General features: G+C 71.8%; 19 protein-coding genes. 6 read left to right on the top strand and 13 right to left on the bottom strand.

The window, feature by feature from the left end:
* From metH to ABZ721_RS38930, 5 genes are all read right to left on the bottom strand, one after another.
* Window positions 1-2,849: methionine synthase (gene metH / locus ABZ721_RS38950; protein ID WP_358793569.1), on the bottom strand; the 2,849-nt coding region annotated here is incomplete at its 3' end.
* Window positions 2,846-3,829 (bottom strand): carbohydrate kinase family protein, encoded by a 984-nt coding sequence (locus ABZ721_RS38945; RefSeq protein WP_358793568.1) that lies wholly within the window; start codon window positions 3,827-3,829, stop codon window positions 2,846-2,848. The genes metH and ABZ721_RS38945, both read right to left, overlap by 4 nt.
* A gap of 17 nt (window positions 3,830-3,846) precedes the next feature.
* Window positions 3,847-5,055: a methionine adenosyltransferase gene (metK, locus tag ABZ721_RS38940; protein ID WP_358793567.1), complete on the bottom strand. Its 1,209-nt coding sequence runs from the start codon at window positions 5,053-5,055 to the stop codon at window positions 3,847-3,849.
* An 88-nt stretch (window positions 5,056-5,143) separates the two neighbouring features.
* A complete protein-coding gene (locus ABZ721_RS38935) occupies window positions 5,144-6,010 on the bottom strand; it encodes an NAD(P)-dependent oxidoreductase (RefSeq protein WP_358793566.1) in 867 nt (288 codons plus the stop codon).
* Window positions 6,011-6,030: 20 nt separating this feature from the next.
* Window positions 6,031-6,390: an antibiotic biosynthesis monooxygenase family protein gene (locus ABZ721_RS38930; RefSeq protein WP_358793565.1), complete on the bottom strand. Its 360-nt coding sequence runs from the start codon at window positions 6,388-6,390 to the stop codon at window positions 6,031-6,033.
* Between the two features lie 165 nt (window positions 6,391-6,555).
* Here ABZ721_RS38930 and ABZ721_RS38925 point away from each other — a divergent pair, with 165 nt between their 5' ends.
* A complete protein-coding gene (locus ABZ721_RS38925) occupies window positions 6,556-7,773 on the top strand; it encodes an FAD-dependent monooxygenase (RefSeq protein ID WP_358793564.1) in 1,218 nt (405 codons plus the stop codon).
* Between the two features lie 94 nt (window positions 7,774-7,867).
* Here the strand turns inward: ABZ721_RS38925 and ABZ721_RS38920 are convergent, their stop codons facing one another.
* From ABZ721_RS38920 to ABZ721_RS38895, 6 genes are all read right to left on the bottom strand, one after another.
* Window positions 7,868-8,620, bottom strand: a complete 753-nt coding sequence (locus tag ABZ721_RS38920; RefSeq protein ID WP_358793563.1) for an SDR family NAD(P)-dependent oxidoreductase — start codon at window positions 8,618-8,620, stop codon at window positions 7,868-7,870.
* A 62-nt stretch (window positions 8,621-8,682) separates the two neighbouring features.
* On the bottom strand, window positions 8,683-10,035 hold the full coding sequence (locus ABZ721_RS38915; RefSeq protein WP_358793562.1) for an FAD-dependent monooxygenase: 1,353 nt from the start codon (window positions 10,033-10,035) through the stop codon (window positions 8,683-8,685).
* Window positions 10,036-10,065: 30 nt separating this feature from the next.
* Window positions 10,066-11,325, bottom strand: a complete 1,260-nt coding sequence (locus tag ABZ721_RS38910) for a SidA/IucD/PvdA family monooxygenase (RefSeq protein ID WP_358793561.1) — start codon at window positions 11,323-11,325, stop codon at window positions 10,066-10,068.
* Window positions 11,326-11,561: 236 nt separating this feature from the next.
* Window positions 11,562-12,329, bottom strand: coding sequence for an SDR family oxidoreductase (locus ABZ721_RS38905; RefSeq protein WP_358793560.1), 768 nt, complete (start codon window positions 12,327-12,329; stop codon window positions 11,562-11,564).
* Window positions 12,330-12,407: 78 nt separating this feature from the next.
* On the bottom strand, window positions 12,408-13,607 hold the full coding sequence (locus ABZ721_RS38900) for a cytochrome P450 (protein ID WP_358793559.1): 1,200 nt from the start codon (window positions 13,605-13,607) through the stop codon (window positions 12,408-12,410).
* Window positions 13,608-13,710: 103 nt separating this feature from the next.
* Window positions 13,711-14,871 (bottom strand): nucleotide disphospho-sugar-binding domain-containing protein, encoded by a 1,161-nt coding sequence (locus tag ABZ721_RS38895; protein WP_358793558.1) that lies wholly within the window; start codon window positions 14,869-14,871, stop codon window positions 13,711-13,713.
* Window positions 14,872-15,013: 142 nt separating this feature from the next.
* Here ABZ721_RS38895 and ABZ721_RS38890 point away from each other — a divergent pair, with 142 nt between their 5' ends.
* The 3 genes from ABZ721_RS38890 to ABZ721_RS38880 all read left to right on the top strand — a co-directional run bounded on the left by ABZ721_RS38890 (window position 15,014) and on the right by ABZ721_RS38880 (window position 19,360).
* A complete protein-coding gene (locus tag ABZ721_RS38890; protein WP_358793557.1) occupies window positions 15,014-15,703 on the top strand; it encodes a TenA family transcriptional regulator in 690 nt (229 codons plus the stop codon).
* 133 nt (window positions 15,704-15,836) lie between these two features.
* Window positions 15,837-17,696: an asparagine synthase (glutamine-hydrolyzing) gene (asnB, locus tag ABZ721_RS38885; RefSeq protein ID WP_358793556.1), complete on the top strand. Its 1,860-nt coding sequence runs from the start codon at window positions 15,837-15,839 to the stop codon at window positions 17,694-17,696.
* 5 nt (window positions 17,697-17,701) lie between these two features.
* Window positions 17,702-19,360 (top strand): MFS transporter, encoded by a 1,659-nt coding sequence (locus ABZ721_RS38880; RefSeq protein WP_358793555.1) that lies wholly within the window; start codon window positions 17,702-17,704, stop codon window positions 19,358-19,360.
* Here ABZ721_RS38880 and ABZ721_RS38875 read toward each other — a convergent pair.
* Complete coding sequence (locus ABZ721_RS38875; RefSeq protein WP_358793554.1) at window positions 19,353-19,592, bottom strand: ferredoxin; 240 nt, start codon at window positions 19,590-19,592, stop codon at window positions 19,353-19,355. The two genes, ABZ721_RS38880 and ABZ721_RS38875, sit on opposite strands and share 8 nt — an antisense overlap.
* Before the next feature lie 5 nt (window positions 19,593-19,597).
* Window positions 19,598-20,719, bottom strand: a complete 1,122-nt coding sequence (locus tag ABZ721_RS38870; protein ID WP_358793553.1) for a cytochrome P450 — start codon at window positions 20,717-20,719, stop codon at window positions 19,598-19,600.
* A 318-nt stretch (window positions 20,720-21,037) separates the two neighbouring features.
* Here ABZ721_RS38870 and ABZ721_RS38865 point away from each other — a divergent pair, with 318 nt between their 5' ends.
* Complete coding sequence (locus ABZ721_RS38865) at window positions 21,038-22,048, top strand: methyltransferase (RefSeq protein ID WP_358793552.1); 1,011 nt, start codon at window positions 21,038-21,040, stop codon at window positions 22,046-22,048.
* 10 nt (window positions 22,049-22,058) lie between these two features.
* On the top strand, window positions 22,059-23,105 hold the full coding sequence (locus tag ABZ721_RS38860) for a methyltransferase (protein ID WP_358793551.1): 1,047 nt from the start codon (window positions 22,059-22,061) through the stop codon (window positions 23,103-23,105).
* Window positions 23,106-23,167 lie beyond the last annotated feature (62 nt).

The following is a 23,167-nucleotide window of genomic DNA, read 5'->3' as shown; positions in this document are numbered from 1 at the left end:
CTCTCCACCAACTCCTCGTACGAGGGGCCGTCACCACGCGTGGACTTCAACCCCCACTGGCCCTTGAAGAGCGCGGCCTCGTCGATCCAGGCCGCATAGTCCTTGAGCGGGGTGCCCTTGATGATGCGGGTGCCCCAGAACGGCGGCGTGGGGACCGGGTTGTCGACGACCACGTTCGAGCGGACCGAACCCCGCTCCTCGTCCGGCTCCTCGACAACGAGCGCGGGACGGGCGGCGACCCGCCGCTGCTTCAGCTCCGGCAGCACCGCTCCCGGCACGCCGCGCTTGACGGCGATCAGCGCGTCCATCAGCCGCAGGCCCTCGAAGGCATCACGGGCGTAGCGGACCTCGCCCTCGTAGATCTCGTGCAGGTCCTGCTCGACGTACGCCCGGGTCAGGGCCGCGCCGCCGAGGATGACCGGGTAGTCGGCCGCCATCTTGCGGGCGTTGAGCTCCTGGAGGTTCTCCTTCATGATCACGGTGGACTTCACCAGCAGGCCGGACATGCCGATCACGTCGGCCCTGTGCTCGGTCGCCGCCTCCAGGATCGCCGCCACCGGCTGCTTGATGCCGAGGTTAATCACGTTGTAGCCGTTGTTCGACAGGATGATGTCGACCAGGTTCTTGCCGATGTCATGCACGTCACCGCGCACGGTCGCGAGCACGATCGTGCCCTTGCCCTCCGCGTCGGACTTCTCCATATGCGGCTCCAGGTACGCCACGGCGGTCTTCATGACCTCAGCCGACTGGAGTACGAACGGCAGCTGCATCTGGCCGGAGCCGAACAGCTCGCCGACGACCTTCATGCCCTCCAGCAGGGTGTCGTTGACGATCTGCAGAGCCGACTGCCCGGTCAGCGCCTCATCGAGATCGCCCTCCAGGCCGTTCTTCTCCCCGTCGATGATCCGCCGCTGCAACCGCTCATCCAGCGGCAGCGCCGCCAACTCCTCCGCCCGCCCGGCCTTCACGGACTTCATGTCGACGCCCTCGAACGCCTCCAAGAAGGCCTGCAACGGGTCGTAGCCCTCCCGCCGCCGGTCGTAGACCAGATCCAGCGCGATCTCCCGCTGCTCCTCCGGGATCCGCGCAATCGGCACGATCTTCGCCGCGTGCACGATCGCGGAATCCAGGCCGGCCTCGACGCACTCATTGAGGAAGACCGAGTTCAGCGTCACGCGGGCGGCCGGGTTCAGGCCGAAGGAGATGTTCGACAGGCCCAGCGTCGTCTGCACCAGCGGATGCCGGCGCTTCAGCTCACGAATCGCCTCGATCGTGGCGATCCCGTCCTTGCGGGACTCCTCCTGACCCGTCGCGATCGTGAACGTCAGGCAGTCCACGAGGATGTCGCACTCGTTGATCCCCCAATTGGTGGTCAGGTCCCCGATCAGGCGCTCGGCGATCGCGACCTTGTGCTCGGCCGTACGCGCCTGCCCCTGCTCATCGATGGTCAGCGCGATCAGCGCGGCACCGTGCTCCGACGCCAGCGCGGTCACCTGGGCGAAACGTGAGTCAGGTCCGTCGCCGTCCTCGTAGTTGACCGAGTTGATGACGGCCCGCCCGCCCAGCTTCTCCAACCCCGCCCGCAACACAGGCACCTCGGTGGAGTCCAGCACGATCGGGAGAGTGGACGCCGTCGCGAAGCGGCCGGCGATCTCGCTCATGTCGAGGGCGCCGTCGCGGCCGACGTAGTCCACGCACAGGTCGAGTAGGTGGGCGCCCTCGCGGATCTGGTCGCGGGCCATCTCCACGCAGTCGTCCCAGCGGCCCTCCAACATCGCCTCACGGAACTTCTTCGACCCGTTCGCATTCGTCCGCTCACCGATCGCGAGATACGACGCGTCCTGCCGGAACGGCACCGACTGGTAGAGCGAGGCGGCGCCCGGCTCGGGACGCGGGCTGCGCGGGGACAGGTCCAAGCCGCGCACGCGCTCCACGACCTGCCGCAGGTGCTCCGGTGTGGTGCCGCAGCACCCACCGACCAGCGACAGCCCGTACTCGCGCACGAACGTCTCGTGCGCGTCGGCCAACTCCTCCGGCGACAGCGGGTAGTGCGCCCCGTCCTTGCCCAGCACCGGCAGGCCGGCGTTCGGCATGCACGAGACGGCGATCCGCGCGTGCTGCGCCAGATACCGCAGGTGCTCGCCCATCTCGGCCGGGCCCGTCGCGCAGTTCAGGCCGATCATGTCGATGCCCAGCGGCTCCAGCGCGGTGAGCGCCGCACCGATCTCCGACCCGAGCAGCATCGTGCCCGTCGTCTCGACGGTCACATGCGTGATGATCGGCAGGGTGCTGCCCGCTTCCCGCAGCGCGCGGTGTGCGCCCAGGATGGCGGCCTTGGTCTGCAACAGGTCCTGTGTCGTCTCCACCAGGATCGCGTCGGCGCCGCCCTCGATGAGGCCGGCCACGTTCGCCTGGTAGCCGTCGCGGAGCGCGACGTAGGGCGCGTGGCCGAGCGTCGGCAGCTTCGTGCCGGGGCCGACGGAGCCGAGCACCCAGCGCGGGCGGTCCGGCGTGGCGAAGTCGTCCGCCACCTCACGCGCCAACCGGGCACCGGTCACCGACAGCTCGTGGATCCGCTCCGGGATGTCGTACTCCCCCAGCGCCGCCAGGTTCGCCCCGAACGTGTTCGTCTCGACGCAGTCCACACCCGCCGCGAAGTACTCCTCGTGCACCGACCGCACGATGTCCGGACGGGTCACGTTCAGAACCTCGTTGCACCCCTCCAGATTCTCGAAGTCGTCCAGCGACGGATCCTGCGCCTGCAACATCGTGCCCATAGCGCCGTCCGCCACCACCACACGGGTCGCGAACGCCTGACGCAGCGCGTCGGCCCGGGATGTCCCGCTCATGACACGGCCGCCAGATCCGGTTCGATCTCGCTGGCGACGACTCCGCCGTGGGCGTTGTCGATCCGTCCGAGCAGGTCCGCGGCCGAGAGCACGTACTCCTGCGGGCCGAGGGACTCCAGCACGATGGTGGCGAGCGCGCAGCCGAGCTGGGCGGACCGTTCGGCGGTCCACTGCCATGACGCGCCGGCCAGGAACCCGGCGCGGAACGCGTCGCCGACCCCGGTGGGGTCGGCCGGCGTCTCGGTGAGCACGGCCGGGACGTGGATGGCGGGCTCCGCGGTGCTCTCGATCCGGACGCCGTCGGCGCCCAGGGTGGTCACCCAGGTGCCGACCCGGTCGAGGACCTGGGCGGCGGTCCAGCCGCTGCGCTCCTGGAGGAGTGAGGCCTCGTACTCGTTGGTGAACAGGTACTTCGCGCCGGTGACGAGTTGGCGCACCGAGGGCCCGTCGAGGGTGGCGAGCTGCTGCGAGGGATCGGCCGCGAAGGGGATGCCCAGGCAGCGGCTCTCCTGGGTGTGGCGGAGCATCGCGTCGGGATCGTTGGCCCCGACGAGGACCAGGTCGACGCCGCCGGTGCGGGCGGCGAGCGGGCCGAGTTCGATCTCCCGGGCCTCGGACATCGCGCCCGGGTAGAAGGTGGCGATCTGGTTCTGGTCGGCGTCGGTGGTGCAGACGAAACGAGCGGTGTGCCGGGTCTCGCTGACCCGCACCGGGGACGTGTCGACGCCGTTCTCCTCCAGCCACCGCCCGTACTCGGCGAAGTCGGTGCCGGCCGCCCCGACGAGCAGCGGCCGGATGCCGAGCCGTCCCAGCCCGATGGCGATGTTGGCCGCCACCCCGCCGCGCCGGACGACCAGGTCGTCGGCGAGGAAGGACAGGGAGACCTTGTCGAGCCGGTCGGCGAGCAGCTGCTCGCTGAAGCGGCCCGGGAAGTTCATGAGATGGTCGGTCGCGATCGAACCGGTGACGGCGATCTGCACAGCGCTCTCTCCTTCGGTCAGCCCCGCACGGTGGCGAGCAGCTTTTCGACCCTGTCGGTGCGCTCCCAGGTGAGGTCCGGCAGCTCGCGGCCGAAGTGGCCGTAAGCGGCGGTCTGCGCGTAGATGGGCCGCAGCAGGTCGAGGTCGCGGATGATGGCGGCCGGGCGGAGGTCGAAGACGCTCCGGACGGCGTCCTGGATCTGTTCGACCGGGATGGTCTCGGTGCCGAACGTCTCGACGAAGAGCCCGACGGGGGCCGCCTTGCCGATGGCGTACGCGACCTGGACCTCGCAGCGGCGGGCCAGCCCGGCCGCCACGACGTTCTTCGCCACCCAGCGCATCGCGTAGGCGGCGGAACGGTCCACCTTGGACGGGTCCTTGCCGGAGAAGGCGCCGCCGCCGTGCCGGGCCATCCCGCCGTACGTGTCGACAATGATCTTGCGGCCGGTCAGCCCCGCGTCACCCATCGGACCGCCCACCTCGAAGCGGCCGGTCGGGTTGACCAGCAGCCGGTAGTCGTCCGTGGAGAGTTCGATGCCGGCCTCGGCGAGGGCCGCCAGTTCGGGCTCCACGACGAACTCGCGGATGTCGGGAGCGAGCAGGGAGTCCAGGTCGATGTCGGAGGCGTGCTGGGAGGAGACCACGAGGGTGTCCAGCCGCGCCGCGCGGTCGCCGTCGTACTCGACGGTGACCTGCGTCTTGCCGTCCGGGCGCAGGTAGGCGAGGGAGCCGTCCTTGCGGACCTGTGTCAGGCGGTGGGCGAGGCGGTGGGCGAGCGCGATCGGCAGCGGCATCAGCTCGGGGGTGTCGTCGCACGCGTACCCGAACATCAGGCCCTGGTCACCCGCACCCTGGCGGTCGAGGTCGTCCTCGCCACCCTCCACCCGCGCCTCGTACGCCGCGTCCACACCCTGCGCGATGTCCGGCGACTGCGCACCGATCGACACCGACACCCCGCACGAAGCCCCGTCGAAACCCTTCGCCGACGAGTCGTAACCGATATCCAGAACCGTCTGCCGCACGATCGCCGGAATATCGGCGTACGCGGACGTGGTGACCTCACCGGCGATGTGCACCTGGCCGGTCGTGATCAGGGTTTCGACCGCGACCCGGGATGTCGGGTCCTGCCGCAGCAGCGCGTCCAGGATGGAGTCGCTGATCCGGTCGGCGATCTTGTCGGGGTGGCCCTCGGTCACGGACTCCGAGGTGAACAGTCGGCGGGACACGGTTCCTCCAGTTGGTCGGCGACCTCCGGCCCATGCTGCGAGCTGTGCCTGCAAGGCGGCTCAAGACGGGGTCGACGCGGTCAGTGCGTCAGGTCCTGGTGTGCTCGATGAGGACGGCGGCGTCCTTGTCCCCGTCGCCGGCCTCGATGACCTCGGCGAACCGGGTGCGGACCATGTCGAGGACGGGGAGCTCGATGCCGGCGTCGTGCGCCGCCTTGTTGGCGAGCCGCAGGTCCTTCTCCATCAGCGAGGCGCGGAAGAAGGCGGGTTCGTAGTTGCCCTTGAGCATGAGTTCGGCCCGGAAGCGCATCACCATCGAGCTGAATCCGCTGCCCGCGATGGACTGGATCAGCAGGTCGCGGTCGAGGCCGGCGGCCACGCCGTAGGAGACGCCTTCGGCGAGTGCCGCGATCTGCGCGCCGAGCAGCAGGTTGAAGATCAGTTTGATGGTGCTGGCCATGCCCGGGTCCCCGGCCATGATCACTTCCGAGCTGATGACGTCCAGGACGTCGCGCACCGCGGCGATGTCCTCGTCCGCCCCCGAGGCGAACACCCGCAGTTCGCCCTTGTGCGCCTGGAAGGGGTTGCCCACCACACACGCCTCCACCCGGCGCAGGCCCAGTTCCGCGAGGCGTGCCGCGGAGTCCCTGGCGTACCGGGGGGAGACGGTGGAGGTGTCGATCACGATGCTGCCGCGATCGAGTACGGGTGCCACCTGGTCGAAGAGGATCTGCTCGACGGCATGTTCGTCGCTGAGACTGAGCAGCACGACGCGCTGCCCGGCGGCGGCCTCCTGCGGGGTGGGGGCGTTCCAGGCGCCCTGTGCCACCAGCGCCTCGGCCTTCTGCGCGGTGCGGTTGTACACGGTGAGCGCGTACCCGGCCTTGAGCAGGGTGTGTGCCATCCCCCTGCCCATGTTGCCCAGTCCGATGAAGGTGAGCTCCTTCGCGTCCATGCCACTCCTCGTTCGACGGGTCAGGCGGTCGCAGCGGCGGCGCCCACACCGCCGAGGTCGTACACGATCTGGGTGAGGATCATCTGGCCTCCGGTGCGGAAGGGCTTCAGCCGCCGCCGGTGCTCGACATGCGCTTCGCTCCGCTCGAACTCGCGGAAACTGGGCTCGTCGCGCCAGTCGGTGATCACGTAGTAGACGCTCTCCTCCTCGACGCTGCGCACCAGCACCTGGCCGAGGTTGCTGGGCTCCAGCGCGATGAGCCGGCCCACCTCCAGCCAGGTGTGTTCGAAGCTGACGTGCGAGCCGGGGTGGATCTCCATCCGGAGGATCACCCTGAAGGGCGGGGCGCTCTTGGCTCCCCTGCCGTTGCTGACGTTCATGTCACCGCCTAGTCCCGATGCCAGCCGCCGACTCCGTCCGGCGGTCGGCGGAACGCTGGCAGGGGCCGATCGAGGACAGCTCAAGAGATTCCTCCAGTGGCGCACGAGCGCCCGGCCCGACCCTGCCGGGGTCAGTGCCGACAGCACGGGAAGGTGCCGGAAGCCATGCGGACAACTCGCTCACCCATGCACGTCCTCGTCATCGGCGGCGGCATCGGCGGTCTCTGCCTCGCGCAGGGGCTGCACCGGGCCGGGATCGGCGTCACGGTCTACGAGCGCGACGAGTCGGCCGAGGGCCGGCGGCAGGGCTACCGGCTGCGCATCAGCCCGGAGGGCGAGTACGCGCTGCGCGAGTGCCTGCCGCCGGCACTGGTGGAGCTGCTGGTCGCCACGTCCAACGAGCGCGACGACGCCGGCCTGGTGGCCTACGACGAGCACCTCGTCCAGCAGTGGGCGCCGGCCTTCGAGGACCCGCGCGGGAACGCGCCGGACAAGATCGACGCCGTCGACCGGGTGACCCTGCGGCGGATCCTGCTCGCGGGCCTGGGCGACGTGGTCCGCTTCGGCAAGACCTTCGACCGCTACGAGCAGCGGCCCGACGGCCGGGTCGTCGCGCACTTCGCGGACGGCTCCACCGCCGAGGGCGACGTGCTGGTGGCGGCGGACGGCACCAACTCCCGCATCCGGGCCCAGTCCCGGCCCTGGGACGTCCCCCGGGACCTGGGCGTGCGCACCGTCTTCTCCCGCATCCCGCGGGCCTCGGCGGTCGACGGCGGGATGCCCGAGGTGCTGCGCGACCGCTTCAGCTACGTGATCGGCACCGACGGCCACCACATCGGCCTGATGCCGATGACGTTCCGCAGCCGGCCCACCGAGGCCGCGGCCCGGCTGTGGCCGGACGCGGACCTGGCCGACCTCGACGACTACTACATGTCGGTCTTCAACGTGCACGGCGAGGACCTGGGCATGACGGACGAGGCGTTCTTCGCGCTCAGCGGCGAGGAGCTGTGCGCGCTCGTCGTCGAGCGGACCAGTACCTGGCACCCGGACCTGCGCGGGATCTTCCGCCACGCGGAGCCGGCCGTCACCTTCGCGGTGGCGCTGCGCGCCACGGACCCGGTCGAGGCGTGGGAGGACGGCCCGGTGGTGCCGCTGGGGGACGCCGTGCACACGATGCCGCCGTCGGGCGGCGTGGGGGCCAACACAGCGGTGCGGGACGCCGCCGCGCTCACCCGGGCGCTGGTGGCCGTCGAGCGCGGCGAGGCCGAGCGGTCGGAGGCCTTCGCGGCGTACCAGAAGGCGATGATCGAGTACGCGACCGAGGGCGTGCAGATGTCGCTGAAGATCGCCCAGTGGTCGATCAAGAAGGTGCAGGACGCGTAGCCGGGCCGACCCGGTTGGGCGCAACGGTCAGCCCCCGGACGCGTCGTCCGGGGGCTGACCGTTGCGGGGAGTACCGGGGAGTACGGATCCGGGGTCAGCGGCCGCCCGCAGTGTGCACGACCTCGCCGTTGACGTTGCCGTTGGCCTCGGAGCAGAGGAAGACGACGACCCGCGCCACGTCCTCCGGGGTGCTCAGCCGGCCGCTGGGCGTCTCGGCGCCGCTGAGCGCGACGATGGCCGGATCGACGTTCTGCAGGCTCTCTGTGAGGGTGCCGCCAGGGGAGACGACGTTGGCGAGGATGCCGTCCCTGGTCCACATCAGGCCGCGCGCGAAGCCGTGCAGCGCCGCCTTGGCGGCCCCGTAGATCTCCGAGCCGGGGCTGCCGTGCTCCGCCGTCACGGAGGACAGCAGGACGATCCGCCCCCAGCGCCGCTGCCGCATGCCGCCCAGGGCGTGCCGGACCACGAGCATGTGGCCCTCCACGTTGTCGCGCAGCAGCGGGAACCAGTCCTCGGTGGGCAGGTCCTCGAAGCGCGGCAGCTGGTCCGGGTCGACCCAGAAGAACGACTGGGCGTTGGCGACGACGATGTCGACGCCGCCCCACGCCTCCTCCACCGCGCGGACGGCCGCCTCGATGGACGCCGGGTCGCCGAGGGCGCACCGGGCGGCCAGCGCGCGGTCCGGGCCGCCCAGCTCCTTGACGGCCTTCTCCGCCTCCTCGGCGGCCGAGTGGTAGGTGATCGCGACCCGGGCGCCCTCGTCGGCGAACACCCGTGCCGTGGCACGGCCGATGCCCCGGGTGGCACCCGTGATGAGGACGCGCTTGTCCCTGAGTCCGAGATCCACGACTGCTCCGTCTTCTGCGGTTGCCTGGGGTGTGCGGTTCCGGCGTTCCGTACGGGGCCGGCTCAGAAGTCGTCGCGGTCGCCGCCGCGGTAGGTGTAGAGCTCCTGGGCCATCTTCTGCTTCATCGACGGCACCCGCGCCGCCAGCCAGAAGTAGCCGCGCATGCTCGCCAGCACCAGCCGGCCGATGTAGGGCTTGTGGACCGGCTGGTCGCCGCCGGTCTGCTTCTTCGACGCGATGACGGCCTCGAAGCCGTACTTGACCATCCGCGACTCGTACGCGTTCACGGCGTCGACCAGCGTGCTGCGGCCCTCGGTGAACTCGGTGATCTGGTGGCACAGCAGGGCCGCGTCGCGCAGCGCGGTGTTGGCGCCGACGCCCTGGCCGGGCGTCATGGTGTGGATGGCGTCGCCGATCAGGGTGATGTTGCTGGACTTCCACTGCTCGATCGGCACCGAGGTGCGGATGTTGATGACGAAGGTGGTGCTGGGCTCCCCCATGCGAAAGAGCTTGCGCAGGTCCGGACTCCAGTCCTTCGTCATGTCCAGGGTCAGCTGGATGAGGTCCTCGCGGCTGCGCGTGAGCACGTCGGAGGGGAACTTGTCCGTGGAGGCCCAGAAACCCCAGTTGATGTAGTCCCGGGTGTTGTCGAAAAGCATGCCGGGCCAGTGGTCGAGCAGGTCGGCGTCATTGCCGCCGATCCCGTTCTTGATCTTGCCGTCGCGGTCCCACTTGAACTCCATCGTGTGCAGGATGCAGCTGTAGCCCTTGGGCGCGACCACCAGCCCGATGCCCTCGAAGACCTCCTTCGGGAGCAGCGCCTTGCTCTCCTCGGTGAGCGGGACCTTCGACGAGATCGAGATGATCTTCGCGTCCTCGACCTTGGCCTGCGGCAGGTACTGCTCGCGCACCGCGGAGTTGGCGCCGTCGGCGGCGACCAGCAGGTTGCCGGTGGCCTGGGTGCCGTCGGCGAAGAACGCGGTGACGGTGTCGTCGTCGTTCTTCTCGTAGTGCGTGAACTTCTTGTCGAAGTGCACGAGGTCCTCGACCCCGGTGAACAGCACCTGACGCAACGTCATGCGACTGACGGACTTCTCGCTGTTGACCGGGTCCTCGTCGACGACCAGCGGCAGGACGATGTTGGGCTTCAGGTCCTCGCGCAGGAAGCTGAAGTACTTCGGCGAACGCGCGCAGGTGCTGACGAAGACCTCGAACAGGTCCGGCGGCAGGAGCCGCTTGAGCGCCCGGCTGCCGTCCGGGTCGATGCCGACCCGGTAGCCGTGCAGACCGCTGGTCCTGGTGCGGTCGCGCTCGTACACCGCCACGCTGATCCCGGCCCGTTTCAGACCATGGGCCAACGCCATCCCACCGGTGCCGCCGCCGATGATCATCACGTGGAACGGTTGTGTCGTCATTCCTGGTGCATCCTTTCGAGACGCCGTGCGTCAGGCCCAGACCGTGTTCATCTGCTCGTCCCGGATGGCGAACACCTGCCGTTCCAGGAGCGAGTTGACGATCACGGCGGACCGGACGGCGAGCAGGCTCAGATTGGGGTCGGCGAGTCCGTGACCCACCCGGCTGCGGTTCTGCACGTACATCCGGCAGTTTTCCGAGAACTTCCACCGTATCGAGTAGTCGGCGTCCACCACCGGCTCTCCGCTCGAGTCCGTCTCGAGAAGGCCCAGCAACCGCTCGGACAGGGGCAGGGACGCGGCCCTGCGCCCGGTGGCGAGCACGACGGTGCGCGCGGAGTGCCGCTCCCGGCCGCCCCAGTCGCGCTCGCACCACAGGGCGATGGTGCCGTGCCGCTGGGAGGCCTCGACGACGCTGCGGCCGGGCAGCATCATCACCGGTGACCGGCCCTCGCGCAGGAACGCCTCGTAGTTCGCCTGGTAGAGCACCTGCAGCGTGGTCATGGAGACGCCGTCGCTGGTGAGGGTCTGCTCGGCGACGTACCGCTCCCGGACGGTCTCCGGCAGCCCCTGGAAGAAGCGCAGGTACGTCGGGCGGTAGAAGTCGTTGGCCGACGGCGACTCGTCCATCGGCGCGAACCACTGCCGGCGCCCGATCCAGCGGATGTCCCGGAAGCCGCGCTGCACGAGGTTGAGCACGCACTCGGCGCCGGTCTGCCCGCCGCCGACGACGATGGCCTGCTCGTACGGCACGCTCGGAACGGACGCCAGATGGGTCTCCAACTGCTCGGCCTGCACCACGCCCTCGATCTGCTGGCCGGCGAAGCAGGCCGGCACGTCGGCGTGGGTGCCGAGGCCGAAGACGATGTGGGTGGCGGTCGCCACCGGGCCGTCCGCACCGCGCAGGACGAACCTCCCGTCCGCGAAGTCGACCTCGGTGATCTCCGTGCCGTAGCGCACCGTGCCGAGCCGGCCCGAGGCCCAGGCCAGGTAGCGGGCGTACTCCAGGCGCGGGATGGACTCGTACTGGGCGTTGAGGAACGCGTAGATCCGGCCGGTGGTGACCATGTAGTTCAGGAACGACAGCCGGTTGCGCGGGTCGGCCAGCGAGACCAGGTCCTTGATCCAGGACGTCTGCAGCTGGGTGCCGGAGCCGAGCAGTCCGGGGTGCCATGCGGGCCCCTCCCGACGTTCGAAGAGAACGACGCCCCCGGGTACCACGTCCTCCCCCAACGCGGCGAGGCTGAGGTTGGCGGGTCCCGCTCCAAGGCCCGCCACATGGTGGTGCGGCACGACGTCTTCCCGACGAACTGAGGTCCGCATGGCATCTCCCATCACGACCGATGGTGATCGCACCCCGTGGAGCAAACCTTGAGCGGCGCTTGATCGTGCCGCGCGCGGTCCGCCCGCCCAGGGCGGCGAGCGCCTCGATCACGTTTGACTGTGGAATGGCGAGGATCGGGAGGGGTTCGGAGGTGACCCGGCAGGGATCGGGGAATCGGCGGCGATCGGGAGGCGGCGCGGGCGGATCAGACGGACTTGAGCATGCCCGCGTCGATCAGCCAGTCGCCGCCGGTGGCGCCGGGCAGCCGGTCCGAGGCCAGCAGGGCGACGATCGCGGCCACCTCCTCCGGCTCGATGATCTTCCCGGTGGTGAGCCCCATCCACTTCGGCACCGCGGCCACCAGCTCCTCGGCCGAGGCCAGGCCCATCCGCTGGGCGCGCTGCGGGCTGTCCCAGGTGTCGGTGCGCACCGGGCCGGGGGACACGGTGTTGACCCGTACGCCCTGCGGGCCGAACTCCTCCGACAGGGACTTGGTGAGGTTGGTCAGCGCCGCCTTGGCGGCGGAGTACTCCACCAGGCGCGGCGCGGCGAGCCGGCCGTTGACCGACCCGATGTTGACGATCGCGCCCCGGGACTCGATGAGGCTGGGCAGCGCGGCGCGGATGGTCCGGACGGCGCTGAAGAAGTTCAGGTCGAACCCCTTGGCCCAGCCCTCGTCGTCCAGGTCCAGGAAGCCCTGCGCCGACACGGTACGGCCGCCGATGTTGTTCACCAGGATGTCCAGGCCGCCGAAGGTCTCCACGGCGTGTTCGACCAGCCGGGCCGGGCCGTCCGTGGTGGTCAGGTCGACCTCCAGGGTGTGGGCGGCGACCTCGGACAGCTCGGGACCGACGGTCCGCGCGCCGCCGAACACCTCCACGCCCTCGGCGGCCAGGGCCCGGGCGATGGCGAGGCCGATGCCCCGGCTGGCGCCGGTGACGACGGCCCGCTTCCCCTTCAGCTGCAGATCCATGACGACTCCTCACTCGTAGAACACTCTGGCGTACGGAAGTCCGGTCGGTGCGCGGGCGCCCGCGGACGGTGCGGGCGGTCAGGCGTCCCACGTGACGGGCAGGGTGTGCGGGCCGCGCACCAGGCCGCCCGTGCACCAGGTGATCTCCTCCGCGCCGACCGCCAGCCGCAGCCCGGGGAAGCGGGCCAGCAGCGCCTGCATGGCCTCCTGCAGCTCCAGCCGGGCGAGCGCGGAGCCCAGGCAGCGGTGCACGCCGAAGCCGAACCCGAGGTGCTGGTTGTGCGGGCGGTCGAAGTCGACCTCGTCGGCGGCCTCGAAGACCGTCCCGTCGCGGTTGGCGGCGGTCATGACGGGCAGCACGTACTCCCCCGACCGCACCACGGTGCCGCCCAGCTCGACGTCCTCGGTCGCCCGCCGGGGCGAGCCGGTGCTCACGCCCAGCGGCGTGTACCGCAGCATCTCCTCGACCGCGGCGGGGATCAGCCCCGGGTCGTCCAGCAGCTGCCGGTGGTGGCCGGGGTGGGTGAGCAGGAAGTACGTGAAGTTCGCGAGCTGGTCGGCGAGCACCTCGTGGCCGGCGATCAGGATGGTGACCGCGATCCCGACCAGTTCCTCGTCGGTGAGGTCGCCCTCGGCGACGAGCGATCCGAGCAGGTCGTCGGTGGGCTCGTCGTGCCGGCCCGCGACCAGGTCCGTCAGGTAGCGGCGCAGCTCCTGCCCCGCCGCCCCGATCTGCTCGGCCGTCAGCTGGTGCAGCTTGGCGGCGAGGAAGGACTCCGCGAGCGCGCGGAAGCGGGCGCGGTCGGGCTCGGGCACCCCGAGCAGCTCGCAGATCATCAGGATCGGCACCGGCAGCGCGAACAGCTCCATCAGGTCGGCGGGGCCGCCCTGCTTCTCGACGGTGTCCAGCAGGTCCGCGATGATCGTCCGGGCGCGCGGCCGCAGCCGTTCGACGCCCCGCACCGTGAAGGCCGCCGCGAGCAGCCGGCGCAGCCGGTCGTGCACCGGGCCGTCCGAGGCGATCAGCAGGTTGGCCTTCTGCACGATCGGCAGCAGCCGCGGCTCGTCGGGCCCCACCGAGGCCGCCCGGCTGAACCGCCGGTCGGACAGCAGGGACTTGACGTCGTGGTGGCGCACCGCCAGGTAGCCGGGGCCGCCGTAGGGCAGCTGGACCGGGCACAGGCCGGGGCCCTCGCGCAGCCGGGCGAGCTCCGGCTCCACGTCCAGGCCCGCGGGGTCGCCGAAGGGGAAGGCCACAGGCTCGGTCGGTGTGGGCATCTCGCAGAACCTCTTCCCGGTCGCGTCGGGGCCCCACGCTGGCGGGACGCCCTCGACAACGGCTCGAACGGTCGGACGGCGGAACGGGCGGGCGGGGCCGGGCTCAGTGCCCGGCGGCCAGCTCCTCCAGTTGCGCGGCCACCTCGCTGGGCGTGGGCTGCGCGAGCATCTCGGCGCGCAGCGCGGCGGCCGCGGCGCGCTCGGGTCCGTCCGCGACGAGCCTGCTCACCTCGGACCTGATCCGCTCGGCGGTCGCCTCGTCGCGGGTGAGCACCTCGCCCGCCCCGGCCGCCAGGACCCGCGCGGCGTGGCCCGCGTGGTCCGGCAGCTGCGGGATCAGCAGCATCGGCACGCCGTGCAGCAGCGAGGTCAGGACGGTGCCGGCGCCGCCGTGCGCGACCACCAGGTCGCACTCCGGGAGCAGCTGGTGCAGCGGCGCGTCGACCTCGATGCGGACACCGGGCGCCAGCGGGCCCAGCAGCGTGCGCTGCTCCCCCGCGACGGCGAGCACGACCTCGACGTCCAGCCCGGCGAGCGCCCGGGCCACCTCGCCGGCCAGGAACCGGCGGGGGTCGAGCCGGGCCATCGTGTGGCCCCAGGTCACCAGCACCCGCGGCCGGTCGCGGCGCTCCGGCAGCGGCTCGGGCCGCTCGCCGGGGCCGTTGAACGGCACGTAGCGCAGCGGCAGCCGGCGGTACTCCCCCGGCACCTGCAGCCCGGTCGGCGTCGGGTCGACGGTGACGGCGCCGAACGGGTCGGGCCCGGCCACCCCGAAGCGGGCGGCGAGCGGGGCGATGGCGTCCGGCAGCATCTGCTGGGCGCGCAGCATCAGGTCGGTGCCGTACAGCAGCCGGACGGCCGGCACGCCCACGGAGGCCGCGGCGATGGGTCCGGCCAGCGCCGTCGGCTCGAAGACCACGAGGTCGGGCCGCCACTCCTTGGCCAGCCCCACCAGGTCCTCGGTCATCGACTCGGCGTGCGCGAGGAACATCTGCAGGGCGCGCGGGCCGCGCGACGCGTGCGGCGCGCTGCTGATCGGCGGCCCGTCGGTCTCCGACGGCAGGATGTAACCGCGCACCATCCCCACGCCGTCGACGTCGTACCCCACGGAGGTCCCCTGCAGCCCGGTCCGCACCACTTCCTCGCGCAGCCCCGGCTGGGTGGCCACGAGCACCTCGTGGCCCGCCGAGCGGAAGGCCCACGCCATCGGTACGAGTGCGTACAGATGTGACGGCCAGGCCCAGGTGGTGAACAGCACCCGCATGTCTCGTCCCAACCCTTCACCGATGTATGACGTGTGACGGACGGCCGGCGCCCGCACCGGCGCGCGCTGTCGCACACCTTGTCGCCCCGGCCCCGTGGGCCGCTCGAGCGGCGATTGAGCCGAGGTGCGCAGGCTGCCCCGCATGTCGACGCGAACCTCAGTCCGGGCCGAACTCGCCGGCACCGTCACCGACGGCGCCCGGCGGATCAGTGAGCACCCCTACTACCGGGGTCTGCGGGACGGCACCCTGCCGGGGGCGGCGCTCGTCCACTTCACCCTGCAGGACTCCTGCCACCTGCTCCCGTCGTACGGCCGGGCGCACGCGCGGTGCGCGGCGCTGGCCGGGCCGAGCCGGCGGGCGGCGCTGCTGAGCCGGATGGCGGCCGGCTCGCTGGAGGACTGCACGGCGCGGCTGGCCGGTTTCGGCGAGACCGCCGAGCGGCTGGGGCTGCCGTACGCGGCGGACGACGGGCCGCCGCCGGCGGCCCCGGCGACGCTGAGCTACGCGAGCTTCCTCGGTGACTCCTGCACGGCCTCGCTCGCGGCCGGGATCGGCGCGCTGATCCCGTCGGCGTGGCTGTACCTGCTGGTCACGGACGACCTGCTGGACCACCACGACCCCGCCTCGCGCTACGCGCCCGAGGTCCGCAAGGCCCACCCCGGCGACTTCTACCGGGGCATGCTCGACGAGTTCCTCGACCTGGCCGACGAGATCGCGGCCGAGTCCTCCGCCGCCGACCGCCGGGAGCTGGTGCGCCGGGCCGGGCACGCGGTGCGCTACGAGTGGGCGTTCGTCGACGCGGCCTGGCGGCAGGAGGCCTGGCCCTTCTGACCCCTGACCTTTCCGACCCTCTCGACCCTCAGGTCCCGGCCGGTTCCGGCCGGGCTTGAGCCCCCGTCCAGGCAGTGGGAAGACGATGGCTGCCGGGATGCCCCGAAACCGAGAAGAGCAAGGGAGTTTCCGCATGTGCGGTATTGCCGGCTGGGTGGATTTCGGGCGCGACCTCACCGAGGAGCGGCCGACCGTTGACGCGATGACCGACACGCTCGGCAAGCGCGGCCCCGACGCCCGCGGCGTGTGGATCGCGCCGCACGCGGCGCTCGGCCACACCCGCAACTCGATCATCGACCTGGCCGGCGGCGTGCAGCCGATGTCGGCGGAGGAGGACGGGCGCGAACTCGCCGTCCTCGCCTACACCGGCGAGGTGTACAACTTCAAGCAGCTGCGCACCGAGCTGGAGGGCCGCGGCCACCGCTTCCGCACCCGCAGCGACACCGAGGTGGTGCTGCGCTCGTACGTGGAGTGGGGCACCGCCTGCGCCCACCACCTGGAGGGCATGTTCGCCTTCGCGGTGTGGGACGTGCGGCGCGAGGAACTGGTGCTGATCCGCGACCGGATGGGCATCAAGCCGCTGTTCTACAAGACGCTGCCGGAGGGCGTGCTCTTCGGCTCCGAGCCCAAGGCGCTGTTCGCCAACCCGCTGGTCCGCCCCACCGTGGACGCCGACGGGCTGCGCGAGCTGTTCTCGACGGCGAAGGTCCCCGGGCAGAGCGTCTTCAAGGAGCTGCGCGAGCTGCCGCCCGGCCACACCCTGACCGTCAGCCGCCGCGGCGCGGTGCTGAACCGGTACTGGGCGCTGGAGGCGAAGCCGCACACCGACGACCTCGACACCACCATCGCCACCGTCCGGTCGATGCTGGAGGAGATCGTCACCCGCGAGCTGGTCGCCGACGTCCCGCTGTGCACCGCGCTGTCCGGCGGCATCGACTCCAGCGCCATCACCGCGCTGGCCGCGATCGCCCGCGCCCAGGCCGGGGACGACGCGGTACGCACCATCACCGCCACCTTCGTCGGCTACAGCGAGAACTTCACCCCCGACGACCAGCGCGACACCCCGGACGCCCCGTACGCGGCGGAGCTGGCGCGGCACGTCGGCGCCGACCACACCGACATCGTGCTCGGCACCGCAGACCTGATCGACCCGGCGGCCCGCCAGGCGGCGATCATCGCGCAGGACATGCCGACGATGCTCGGCGACATGGACACCTCGCTGTACCTGATGCTGCGCGCCACCCGCGAGCACTCCACGGTCGCGCTGACCGGCGAGACCGCCGACGAGATCTTCGGCGGCTTCAAGTGGCTGCACGACGAGGAACTGGTCGGCATGGAGACCTTTCCCTGGGTCGCCGCCGAGAAGCGCCAGCAGGGCAGCAGCAACGGGCAGGGCCGCGGGCTGTTCTCCGCCGGCCTGCTGGGCAAACTCGACATGTACGGGTACTACGCCGACAACTACCGCACCACGCAGGCCGAGACCCCGCACCAGGAGGGCGAGAGCGCCCGCGAGCACCGGATGCGCGAGCTGAGCTACGCGCACCTGGCGCGCTGGCTGCCGATGCTGCTCGACCGGGGCGACCGCCTCGCGATGGCCTCCAGCCTGGAGACCCGCGTGCCGTTCTGCGACCACCGGCTCGTCGAGTACGTCTACAACACCCCGTGGGAGTTCAAGATCTTCGACGGGCGGGAGAAGAGCCTGCTGCGCGCGGCCACCCGCGACCTGCTGCCCAAGTCGGTCATCGAGCGGCCGAAGAGCCCGTACCCCGTCACGCAGGACCCGACGTACACCCAGGCCCTGCACCGGGAGTTCAGCGCCGTCCTCGACGACCCGAACTCGCCGGTCCTGCCGTACCTGGACGTGGACGCGGCCCGGCAGGCCGTCAAGGACCCGTCGGGCGTCGCCCACGAGTGGCACAGCCGGTCGAACATCGAGATGGCACTCGGCTTCGACTTCTGGCTGCGGACCTACGGCGTACAGATCGACGTCTGACAGCCGTGACGCAACCGGTCCGGCGCCCCTGGCCCTGCCTGCTGGTCGTCCTGTTCGCCGCGTTCATGGACATGATGGACCTGGGGATCGTGAGCGTCGCGGCCCCCTCCATCCAGCGTGACCTGCACAGCGACTACGCCTCGGCGCAGTGGTTCATGGCCTCGTACGCGCTCGCCTTCGCCGTCCTCCTGATCCCGGGAGGGCGGCTCGGCGACATCTACGGCCGCAAACGGGTCTTCATGACGGGGGTCGCCGGGTTCACCGTCGTCTCGGTGGTCTGCGCGCTCGCGCCGACGGCCGGGGTGCTGATCGGCGCCCGGTTCGTGCAGGGCGGGTTCGGGGCGCTGATGGTGCCCCAGGTGCTCGCGGTGCTCCAGGTCCTCTTCCCCGCCACCCGGCGCGGCATGGCGCTGGCGGCCTACGGCACCGTGATGAACCTGGCGCAGCTCAGCGGCCCGATCCTCGGCGGGATCATGGCCTCCGGCGATCTGCTCGGACTGGGCTGGCGGGCGATCTTCCTGGTGAACGTGCCGATCGGCGCCCTGGTGCTGGCCGGCACGGCGGTGCTGCTGCCCGAGTCGCGCTCCGACCGGCCGCTGCGGCTGGACGTCGTCGGCATCGTCCTGGTGGCGCTGCTGGCCGGGCTGGTCAGCTACCCGCTGCAGCAGGGGCGGGCCGCGGGCTGGCCGCCGTGGATGCTCGCGGCGCTCGCCGCCGCGCTGCCGGCCGGCCTGCTCTTCGCCCGGCACCAGAAGCGCCGCGGGCCGCAGGCGGCCCTGGTGCCCGTCGCGCTCTTTCGCCGCCGCTCCTTCGTTGCGGGGATCGTGCTGCTCCTGCTGGTCTACACCGCGCTGCTGGCGCAGCAGATGATCGTCGTCTGGCACACCCAGATCGGCCTGGGCTGGTCGCCGCTGCGCGCCGGCGCGGCCGGCGCCGGGTGGGTGCTCGGGCTGTTCCTGCTGGGCGGCTTCGCCGTCACGCTCGCCCCGCGCGTCGGGCGGGCGCTGCTGGTCTGCGGCTGCCTGGTCGTCGCGGCCGGCATCGCGGTGCTGAGCGAGGTCGTCGCGCACGACGCGCTCGGCTTCTGGCAGCTCTTCGGCTGCATGACGGCGCTGGGCTGCGGGCTGGGGCTGGTCGTGCCGATCCTGGTCGACCTGGTGCTCGCCGGCGTCCCCAAGCGGGACGCCGGCGGCGGTTCCGGCGTCGCCAACGCGGTGATCTACTTCGCGTCGGCGGTCGGTATCGGGCTGGGCGGGCTGGTCTTCTTCGGGCAGGTCGCCGCGGGCGGCGACGCGCACGCCCGCGCCGAGGAGTACCGGGTCGCGGGCGCGGGTCCCGGCGCGGCCGGGGCGCTGCGCGGCTGCGTGCACGACCGGTCGGCCGCGGCCGACCCGTACCGGATTCCGGCGAGCTGCCGCACCCCGCAGGCGCGGGAGCCGGCGGTGGCCGGGGCCGCCGCCGAGGCGCTGCGCCGCGACTTCGCGGACTCCGCCGCGCACAGCCTGTGGTACCCGGCCGGCGCGTTCCTCGCCGCCGTGGCGCTGGCTCCGCTGCTGCCGCGCGGCAGCGCCCTGGCCGGCGGCGACGGCGAGGAGGCGGCCGACGGCAGCGGGGCCCGGCCGGGGAATCCGGCCGGGCCCCGCGTGGACGTGCCCCTCAACTAGGTTCGGGCGCCGGGTCCTCGACCAGGACCCCGTCCAGCTCCACCTGGATGGAGCGCGTCGGACAGCCGCGCCGGGCCCGCAGCACCTCGTGCTGGAGCGCGACCGGCGGGTCGGCGTCCAGGACCACGACCCGCCCCTCCGCGTCCTGGTCGAACACGTCGGGGACCCGGTAGACGCACAGGCTGCTGGTGACGCAGGTGGTGCTGTCGGCGGTCACGTGCATCTCACCCATCGCGCTCACCACACGACCGGGATCTCGGCGTACCCGGCGAGGAAGCCGCCGACCGGGCGCACCAGCTTCTCCCCCGGGACCGCCAGCTGCAGGCCGGGGAAGCGGCGCAGCAGGCCCTCGGTGGCCTCCTGCAGCTCCATCCGGGCCAGCGCGGCCCCGGCGCAGAAGTGGATGCCGGCGCCGAACGTCATGTGGTGGTTGTCCTGGCGCCGGATGTCGAGGGCGCAGGCGTCGGGGAACGTCTCCTCGTCCATGTTGGACTCGACCGACAGCATCACCGTCGACCCCTGCGGGATGACGGCGCCGTCGCTCACCTCGATGTCCTCCAGCGCGTAGCGCAGCGAACCCAGCGAGGTGCCCATCATCTGGTAGCGGAGCAGCTCCTCGACCGCGGACGGCACCAGCGACAGGTCGGCCTTCAGGTCCGCGGCGGCCTCGGGGCGGTGCAGCAGGACGGCGGTGCCGGTGCCGATCTGCGAGGCGGTGGTGACGTAGCCGGCGATCAGCAGGGTCTTGACCCAGTGCTGGAGCTGATAGTCAGTCAGCTTCTCCGGGTCCTCCTCGCTGACCCGGATCAGCTCGCTGATCAGGTCGTCGCCGGGGTTGGCGCGCTTGTCGGCGATCAGCTCGCTGAGGTAGTTCCAGTAGTCGACGCGGCAGCGCTCCACCTCGTCGGCGGGCAGCGCCGTCACCGACAGGTAGCCGTCGATGAGCCGGCGGAACTTCGCCCGGTCCTTCGGTGGCACGCCCAGCATGTGGCAGATGACCAGGATGGGCAGCGGGTAGGCGAACGCCTCCATCAGCTCGGCCGGGCGCGGCCCGGCCTCCATGGCGTCCATCAGCTCCGCGGTGATCTCCCGCACGACCGGCCGCAGCGCCTCGATGCGGCGGGCGCTGAACGCGCGCATCACGACGGCGCGCTCCACCAGGTAGCGCGGCGGGTCGTTGTCGATCTCCGGGTCCCCGAACAGGTCGTTGTCCGCGGAGATGCGCGAGGCGGGGTAGCGCGACGTGTTGCGGCTCAGCCGCTCGTCCGCGAACAGCCGCCTGACGTCCTTGTACCGGGTCACCAGCACGGCCGGGTCACCGCTGGGCAGGGCGACGTGCAGCAGCGGTTCCTCCCGCATCGTCCGCCAGTCCTGGGGGATGTCCGGTGCCGGGGCCCAAGGGAAGGGGTAGTTGACCGGGCATGACGGGCTCGAGCTCACCTGGCACCTCTCTCGTCTCCGCGACAGGGCTGCGACAGCCCCCAGTGTCGGCAGGGGCACTGGGGACGGGCTCAACGGCGCCTCGAACGCGCCCGGCCGCGGGCGGTACCAGGGCGGGTCGAGTCATCCTCCATCCCGCGCTGGGAGATTCGCGGCCGACAGCGCGGTCAGGAGTGCGGCCGACAGCGCGGGCCCCACGAGCGCGCCGCGGAAGCGGCCAGGAACGGGAGACGCCCTATGCCATCCACCGCTGCGGACACCACGACGGCCGCGGGCCTCCTCCGGCTCGGCAACGGGTTCTGCGACGCCAAGGCGCTGCTCACCGCCGTCCGCCTCGACGTGTTCGGCACTCTCGCGGACGGGCCCGCCACCCTCGCGGAACTGCGCGGGCGGCTGGGGCTGCACGGCCGCGGCCTGGCCGACTTCCTGAACCTGCTGGCCGCGCTCGGGCTGCTGCGGCGCGACCCCGACGGGCGGTTCCGCAACGCCGAGGGCGCGGACCGCTACCTCGTTCCCGGCCGGGAGGGCTGCGTCGCGGGCTTCCTGACCGGCGCCGACGTCAACCTCTACCCGGTCTACGGGCGGCTGGCCGACGCGCTGCGCACCGGCAAGCCGCAGGCCGACGGCGACTTCACCGCGCTGCTCGACGACCCGCAGGCGCTGGGCGGCTTCGTCCGGATGATGGACGGCCTCACCCAGGGCCTGGGGCAGGAGCTGTCGGCGGCCCTGGAGGGCACGCCGTACCGCTCGGTGCTCGACGCGGGCGGCTGCCGCGGCCACCTGCTCGGCCAGTTGCTCGCGCACCGCGCGGACCTGACCGGCCAGGTCTTCGACCTGCCGCAGATGGAGCCGTTCTTCCACGCGTACATGGCCGAACTCGGCCTGGAGGGGCGCGCGTCCTTCCACCCCGGCGACTTCTTCCAGGACCCGCTGCCGCCGGCCGACGTGATCGTCCTGGGCCACATCCTGCACGACTGGGACGCCGCGCAGCGCCGCCTGATCCTGGAGAAGGCGTTCGCGGCGGTGAACCCCGGCGGGACCGTCCTGGTCTACGACCGCATGCTCGGCCGCCGCGCCGACGACACCGAGAACCTGGTGGCCAGCCTCAACATGCTGCTGGTCACCGAGGGCGGCGGCGAGTACAGCGCCGACGACGTGAGCGAGCAGGCGCGCCGCGCCGGGTTCGCCTCGGTCACCGACCGCCCGCTCGCCGACTTCGACACTCTCGTGATCTGCCGCAAAGGCTGAGGGGATTGCCATGACCGGTCCGACCACCGACCAGCCGACTCCGGCGGAGTACCTGCCGCTGCTCTTCGGATTCGCCGTCTACCAGATCGCCGGCGTCACCGCCCGGCTCGGGGTGCCCGACGCGCTCGGCGACGGGACCAGGACCGCCGCGCAGCTCGCGGAGAGCACCGGCACCCACGCCCCGTTCCTGGAGCGGCTGCTGCGCGCCGCCGTCTCGGCGGGCCTGCTCACCGCGGACGACGCCGGCGGGTTCACGCTGACCCGGCTCGGCTCGATGTACCGCAGCGAGTCCCCGGTGCAGGGCGCCCCGCTGGACGCGATGCACGCGGCGGCGCCGATCTGGCAGGCGTGGGGAGCGCTGGAGGAGTCCGTGCGCACCGGGCGGCCGGCGTTCGACCTGGTCCACGGCAAGGGGCTGTTCGACCACCTCCGGACGGACGACGAGCTCGCCGGGCACTTCCACGCCGCGATGGCGGCCGGCAGCGCGGTCCAGCTGCCCGCGATCACCGGCGGCTTCGACTTCAGCCGCTTCAAGTACGTGATGGACGTCGGCGGCGGCAACGGCACCCACCTCGCGGCCATCCTCGCCGCCAACCCCAACCTGATCGGCAGCGTCTTCGACACCGCCAACGGGGTGCTGGAGGCGCCGTCGGTGATCGAGGTGGCCGGGGTCGCGGACCGCTGCGAGATCGCCACCGGCTCGTTCTTCGACTCGGTGCCGGCCGGTCCCGACGCGTACCTGCTGAAGAACATCCTGCACGACTGGAACGACGACGAGTGCGTGCGGATCCTGGAGAACTGCCGCAAGGGCCTCGCGCCGGGCGGCCGCGTCGTGGTGTTCACCTCGGTGCTCTCCGAGGGGCGGCGCAACGAGGACCCCGTCGAGGCGCTCGGCGCCTCCATCTTCGACATCGAGATGATGGTCGTGACCACGGGCCGCGAGCGCACCCTCACCGAGTTCGAGGAGCTGTTCACCCGGGCGGGCCTGCAGCTGGACTCGCTGACCGCGCTGCCCTGCCCGTTCCTGTACTACGGCCTGGAGGCCGTCGCGATCTGACCGGGACGACGCCCGGGGGGCGGGGGCGGGGGCGGCGGCCCCGGGCCGAGGGGGGATAGGAC

The organism is Streptomyces sp. NPDC006733 (genome assembly GCF_040636125.1).
GTDB lineage: Bacteria > Actinomycetota > Actinomycetes > Streptomycetales > Streptomycetaceae > Actinacidiphila.
This window is presented reverse-complemented; position numbering and strand designations above follow the sequence as displayed.

What these genes read in the sequence shown, in the direction of transcription:
- ABZ721_RS38935 (WP_358793566.1), bottom strand. Translation starts at nt 6,010, where the DNA reads ATGGACGCGAAGGAGCTCACCTTCATCGGACTGGGCAACATGGGCAGG.
- ABZ721_RS38930 (WP_358793565.1), bottom strand. Translation starts at nt 6,390, where the DNA reads ATGAACGTCAGCAACGGCAGGGGAGCCAAGAGCGCCCCGCCCTTCAGG.
- ABZ721_RS38925 (WP_358793564.1), top strand. Translation starts at nt 6,556, where the DNA reads ATGCGGACAACTCGCTCACCCATGCACGTCCTCGTCATCGGCGGCGGC.
- ABZ721_RS38915 (WP_358793562.1), bottom strand. Translation starts at nt 10,035, where the DNA reads ATGACGACACAACCGTTCCACGTGATGATCATCGGCGGCGGCACCGGT.
- ABZ721_RS38905 (WP_358793560.1), bottom strand. Translation starts at nt 12,329, where the DNA reads ATGGATCTGCAGCTGAAGGGGAAGCGGGCCGTCGTCACCGGCGCCAGC.
- ABZ721_RS38900 (WP_358793559.1), bottom strand. Translation starts at nt 13,607, where the DNA reads ATGCCCACACCGACCGAGCCTGTGGCCTTCCCCTTCGGCGACCCCGCG.
- ABZ721_RS38895 (WP_358793558.1), bottom strand. Translation starts at nt 14,871, where the DNA reads ATGCGGGTGCTGTTCACCACCTGGGCCTGGCCGTCACATCTGTACGCA.
- ABZ721_RS38890 (WP_358793557.1), top strand. Translation starts at nt 15,014, where the DNA reads ATGTCGACGCGAACCTCAGTCCGGGCCGAACTCGCCGGCACCGTCACC.
- asnB (WP_358793556.1), top strand. Translation starts at nt 15,837, where the DNA reads ATGTGCGGTATTGCCGGCTGGGTGGATTTCGGGCGCGACCTCACCGAG.
- ABZ721_RS38875 (WP_358793554.1), bottom strand. Translation starts at nt 19,592, where the DNA reads ATGGGTGAGATGCACGTGACCGCCGACAGCACCACCTGCGTCACCAGC.
- ABZ721_RS38870 (WP_358793553.1), bottom strand. Translation starts at nt 20,719, where the DNA reads ATGCGGGAGGAACCGCTGCTGCACGTCGCCCTGCCCAGCGGTGACCCG.
- ABZ721_RS38865 (WP_358793552.1), top strand. Translation starts at nt 21,038, where the DNA reads ATGCCATCCACCGCTGCGGACACCACGACGGCCGCGGGCCTCCTCCGG.
- ABZ721_RS38860 (WP_358793551.1), top strand. Translation starts at nt 22,059, where the DNA reads ATGACCGGTCCGACCACCGACCAGCCGACTCCGGCGGAGTACCTGCCG.